We start from the raw sequence: 5,751 nt of genomic DNA on the forward strand, positions 1-5,751 counted from the left end.
AAAAATGCTAACGATTGTATAACAATAAGGCCGCAATATTATAAGATAAACAAGCTATGGATAACGTCTCTCTTTCATCTGAAAAACCAAGGTTAGGTTTCTGGCAAATTTGGAATATGAGTTTTGGTTTTTTGGGAATCCAGTTTGGTTTTGCATTGCAAAACGCAAATACAAGTAGGATTTTTGAAACACTTGGTGGTGATACAAAAGATTTAGCATTTTATTGGTTGGCAGCACCGGTAACAGGACTTTTGGTTCAACCACTAATAGGTTATTATAGTGACAGAACATGGCATCCGAAATGGGGACGTAGACGCCCTTTCTTTGCCGTTGGTGCCATATTAGCAACTATCGCATTATTTATCATGCCTAATTCACCCAGTTTGTGGATAGCAATCGGCATGTTATGGGTAATGGATGCAAGCATTAATATAAGCATGGAACCCTTTCGGGCATTTGTTGGAGATATGTTGCCACCCGAACAAAGGACACAAGGCTTTGCTGTTCAAAGCTTTTTTATTGGGGTTGGAGCAGTAATAGCTTCCGCACTTCCATGGATGTTCGCTAACTGGTTTGGAGTAAGCAATACAACTGATAATATTGGAGAAATTGCCGATTCAGTTAAATATTCATATTATATCGGTGGGATTGCATTCATAACTGCTGTAATGTGGACAGTTTTCACAACCAAGGAGTACCCTCCTTCTGATGACGAAATCCATGAGGAGAAAAGTACGGAACCTTTAGTAATAAAATACGCACCTAATACTTATTTAAAAATAGGTCTGGCTTTGTTAGGTGTTTCGGCCTTACTATCTCTTTGGTTCTATTTTAAAAATATCGAACCCCAACTTTATGTACTTAGCGGCATCATAGCTGTTTTTGGAATTTGCTACACCACGGCTTCTTTATTCATGTTTAGAAATAAGTACCGCAATGGCTTCGTTCAAATTGTGAGAGATTTTCAAAATATGCCAAAAACTATGATTCAACTGGCCTTTGTTCAGTTTTTCTCATGGTTTGCCCTGTTCGCAATGTGGATTTACACAGTTTCAGGAGTAACCAGTCATATCTATGGTTCATCTGACCCAACTAGTCAAGCTTACAATGATGGCGCAGACTGGGTGTCTTTACTGTTTAGTGGCTACAATGGTATTGCAGCTCTGGCCGCTCTGGCTCTTCCCTTTTTAGCCAAAATTACTAGCAGAAGAGTAGCTCACCTAATAGCATTAACTTGTGGTGGAATCGGTCTAATCTCTTTCTATTTTATAGGAAACCCAACACTTCTAATCATTTCAATGGTTGGTGTAGGAATAGCTTGGGCAAGTATATTGTCAATGCCTTATGCTCTGTTGTCTGGCTCTCTTCCTCCACAAAAAATGGGATATTATATGGGTATCTTTAATTTCTTTATTGTAATACCACAGATTGTAGCGGCAAGTATATTAGGGTTTTTAATAACTCAATTCTTTAATGGTGAATTCATATATGCACTCGTTCTGGGTGGCGCGTCAATGATATTAGCAGGATTGTTATGCCTAATAGTAGATGATAAAGATGAAGTAGATATAAAACAAAATGCGGCCTAAATTAACTACAATACTATTTTTAGTACTCGCAGCAGTAAGTACTATCAACGCTCAGGATGATCCCATTTTTACAGATCGCCCTAATGTCACTGATGCAGTAGCAGTAATTCCAAGAGGAGTATTTCAAATTGAAGCTGGCTACCTCAATGATAAATTGAAATTCGATGATGGAAGTGTGACACTATCTACACTTCCAAATCTATCCTTCAAATATGGTCTATCGGACAGGGTTGAGCTAAGATTGCTTACAAATTATGCCAAGCTTGATATAAAGGATGATATTAATTCATCTGAAGCAAATGGCATGACTGCCCTTACTTTTAGTTCTAAATTTGCACTATTTGAGCAATTAGGAGCCGTTCCTAAAACTTCTCTGGTCGCCAATTTCACTTTTCCAGAAGTTGGCGCAGAAGCCTTCAGAACTGAAGAGCTGAACTATGGATTTAGAGCACTCTTTGAGTATAATTTTGGCAGAGTGGCTTGGACCAACTCCTTTGGCTATGATTGGTTAGATTTTGACAGCCATCAAACAACAGTTACTACAGTTTTTAGCGGTTCTTTAACAGATAAACTTGGTGCATTTGTAGAATTCTACATGATTGGAAGCGGTGAAGTTGGGAGTATTAATACAGACTTTGGCTTAAGTTATTTGCTTACTAACAGATTACAAATAGACTGCATCTATGGCTTCGATCTCTATAATGACTATGAGCTTGAAAGTGCATCGCAAAGAATTGTAGGCTTTGGTTTTGCCTGGAAAACCGGCAATTAATCTATCTTAAAAATCGTGGCTGTCTGATCTCTATGTATTCTTGGATTGAAGAAATGTAGCATCTTATCTAAGCTGGATGGTTCAATTGTTGTTTTAAAAATAAGCTCCTTATTTTCATATAAAGCTTCAACCCTCTCCTTTCTAACTTCCATGTCATTTACACCTTGAAAAATCACATAGTTGGGTGTTTTATTGGCTGAACCAATTTCATTCCTCAACGAGTCAACTGTCTTGTCCGCGCCTAAAGAATAAACCGCGTAATGCTGCTCATCCATCTTCTCAGCTTCAGAAAGTCCAAGTATGCCTTTATCCCATTCGTTGAAATCAGAATAATTGTCACCAAGATAAAACACTGGTGGCTGCTTTACGCTCCGCTCATTTTCGATAATCACTGACTGCGCATCCTTTTGCTCATACAAGTAATGTAGAGGATCCACCCTATCTTTTTTGGTGAATGTAAAGCACATAAAAGCTCCACCAATAAAATTCACCAGCCAAAAGAACTTCCACGAAATGGAAGGAATTATTTTATATTTTGAAAGTAACTCTCCTTCTTCCAACTTTTTCCAACCTATAGTCCCAAGTATTATTAGCAGTGGAAACATCGGCAAAATAAATCGCTCTTGCTGATTAGGGAATGAAGAATGAAAAACAAAGAAAACCAACACAGCCACAAACATCAATGGCTCAATTTTGTATGACCTTAGATACCCGATCATTAAAAATAAACTTACTGGTGGTATTAAAAAGCCAAATGTAGTAAGTGTAAACTTGAATGGTGAGCCTGAAATAAACTCACCAGAGTGGTTGCTGTTATACCCAAAATACTCCACTATTGAATGAAAAGGGTAATCAAAGAATATCAGGTCAATAAGCCCTACAGTCAGAAAAGCTGCGAGTAAATACCCTAGCGTAAAGAGAACACTACCAAGCCATTCTTTTCTGAAAAGAAGTACTAAGCCAAGACCACCAGCAAATAATATGGTATGATACCTAAAAGTAAATGAAAGTCCGAACATGGCACCTGAAAGTAACCAAATCAATAAAGTAGCAGTCCCCTCTTTATGTGATTTTATCAATAAATAAAACCCAAACAAAAGTGGTGGAATACAGGCCATTTCAACTAAAAATCGAACTCCCATAAATGGCATAAACCAGAGTAACGCAGTTATCCAGCCTACAAGTTTGGCCTTTTTCTCATCAGATATGAGTAATGTTATTTTTATTGAAAAGAAAACTATTAGTAATGTGTAAGCAGCATGCACTAACCTCATTGACATAGTCTTGAGGTATGGATCTTCAACGCCAAACTGTTGAACAATCCAAATTATACCGGCATTGAGCCCCGCATAAAACATGCTGTGCTTTGGTGGAATGCCATTCTCAAGCCAGTGTGGAATACCATTGGCCCATGCATTGGCTACTCTTGTCACATCAAAATGATCATCATGGAATGCATATCCCTCAGAGAAAATAGCTGCAAAAACACGAATGAGTAATGCTACTAATAAAATGGTTCTGAAAGGATGTTGCCTGTAGTATTCCTTGATCACTTTGAATGAAATTTCCGCAAAACTAGAAATAATTTCTACGGAAACTAGGCTGTGGTCTCTTCTCTGAGCTCTCTACGAATAATTTTACCCACATTTGACTTTGGAAGTTCCTTTCTGAACTCAATATATTTTGGTCTTTTATAGCCTGTCAGGTTTTCATCACAGTATTGATCAACCTCTTCAGTAGTAAGCGAAGGGTCACTTTTCACAACAAATACTTTAACGGCTTCTGTTGATTTGGGGTCAGGAACACCGATTGCCGCTACCTCCAAAACCTTAGGATGGTTAGCTATTACATTCTCAACCTCATTAGGGTAAACATTAAAGCCAGAAACATTAATCATATCTTTTTTACGATCAACTATTTTGAAGAAGCCTTCTTCGTCCATTAGCCCCATGTCTCCTGTTCTAAACCAATTGCCAGGAAAGAACACTTGAGAATTATCTTTATTCAGATAACCGCTCATAACCTGCGGTCCTCTGGCACAAATCTCACCTACCTCACCCTGAGCTACTTGATTACCTTGTTCATCAAAAATGGCCATCTCTGTACTTGGTGTTGGCAATCCAATCGAACCTCTTTTGTGGGTTCCGTCAAGTGGGTTGCAAGATAATACCGGAGAAGTTTCACTGAGTCCATAACCTTCTACTAATGCTGTGCCTGTCACTTCCTGCCACTTAGCAGCTACAAAATCCTGAACTGCCATACCCCCTCCGATTGTTGCTTTCAAGCCACCAAAATCAACGTTTTTAAAATCTGCCTGATTGAGCAGCCCATTAAAAAGAGTATTTACACCAGTCATCAATGTAAATTTCTGCTTCTTCAATTCTCCAATAAAAGCTTTCATGTCCCTAGGGTTGGTGATAAGTACATTCTTAGCTCCAATTTTCATCATGAACACTCCATTGACCGTTAGGGCAAATATGTGATACAATGGAATAGCTGTGATCATTGTTTCCGTTTTGCCTACTTCAAGCAAAGGATCAAACCACCATATGATTTGTTCAGTGTGCGATAAAACATTTTTATGCGAAAGCATTGCTCCCTTAGAAACACCAGTAGTACCTCCGGTATACTGTAAGAATGCGCAATCCTCTAAATTAAGATCGGGTTTTGTAAGCTTGGCCGCAGCTCCTTGCTTTAATGCATCGTTAAATTTGACTGCCTTAGGCAAATTGTAGCTCGGAACCATCTTTTTGATGTACTTAACCACAAAGTTGACTATTGTGCCTTTCAAGCCACCAAGCAAATCACCAAGACCGGTTACTATAACATGCTCTATCTGAGTGTTATTAATTATCTTCTCAAGATTACAGGCAAAGTTCTCAACTATCACAATGGCTTTTACCTCAGCATCTTTAAACTGATGCTCCATTTCCCTTGGCATATAAAGTGGATTGGTATTAACCACCTTTAATCCAGCTCGAAGTGCACCTATCAAAGCGATAGGATATTGCAGAGAATTGGGCATTTGAATAGCAATGGTGTCCCCTTTTTTAAGTCCACAACTATTTTGCAAATACGCTGCGAAATTGTTGGATAGTGTGTCAACCTCCTTATAGGTTAGGGCTTTGCCCATGTTTTCAAATGCATCCTTTTCGGCATACTTCTCAAAACACTCTTCAAACATCTCTACTAAAGAGTTGTGTTTCAACTCCTCTATCTCTGCAGGTATGCCTTTAGGATACCTTTTTGTCCAAGCAAAATCAGCCATTCTTAATCAATCGTTTTCTAAACGGATAAAGATAGATTATTCTAGAATCTCCACAAATAAAAAAGCGACCCATGTGGGTCGCAATTTTTAACCTATTAAACTTAAACGCATTTGCTGTAGGA

The 5,751-nt window shown here is 38.4% G+C and carries 4 protein-coding genes; 2 read left to right on the top strand and 2 right to left on the bottom strand.

Annotation, left to right across the window (positions count from 1 at the left end; translation table 11 throughout):
* The first annotated feature begins 56 nt into the window (after positions 1–56).
* Both E1140_RS02320 and E1140_RS02325 read left to right on the top strand, forming a co-directional pair.
* Positions 57–1,589: an MFS transporter gene (locus E1140_RS02320; RefSeq protein ID WP_155178626.1), complete on the top strand. Its 1,533-nt coding sequence runs from the start codon at positions 57–59 to the stop codon at positions 1,587–1,589.
* Positions 1,579–2,361, top strand: a complete 783-nt coding sequence (locus E1140_RS02325; RefSeq protein ID WP_155178628.1) for a transporter — start codon at positions 1,579–1,581, stop codon at positions 2,359–2,361. Before E1140_RS02320 ends, E1140_RS02325 begins: the two co-directional genes overlap by 11 nt.
* Here the strand turns inward: E1140_RS02325 and E1140_RS02330 are convergent.
* Entirely contained in the window at positions 2,358–3,914 is a 1,557-nt protein-coding gene (locus tag E1140_RS02330) for a glycosyltransferase family protein (protein WP_155178630.1), read from the bottom strand. The two genes, E1140_RS02325 and E1140_RS02330, sit on opposite strands and share 4 nt — an antisense overlap.
* A 44-nt stretch (positions 3,915–3,958) precedes the next feature.
* Positions 3,959–5,629 (bottom strand): AMP-binding protein, encoded by a 1,671-nt coding sequence (locus E1140_RS02335; RefSeq protein WP_155178632.1) that lies wholly within the window; start codon positions 5,627–5,629, stop codon positions 3,959–3,961.
* Positions 5,630–5,751: the final 122 nt, after the last annotated feature.

Origin of the sequence: Fulvivirga lutimaris (genome assembly GCF_009711525.1) — a bacterium.
GTDB classification, from domain to species: domain Bacteria; phylum Bacteroidota; class Bacteroidia; order Cytophagales; family Cyclobacteriaceae; genus Fulvivirga; species Fulvivirga lutimaris.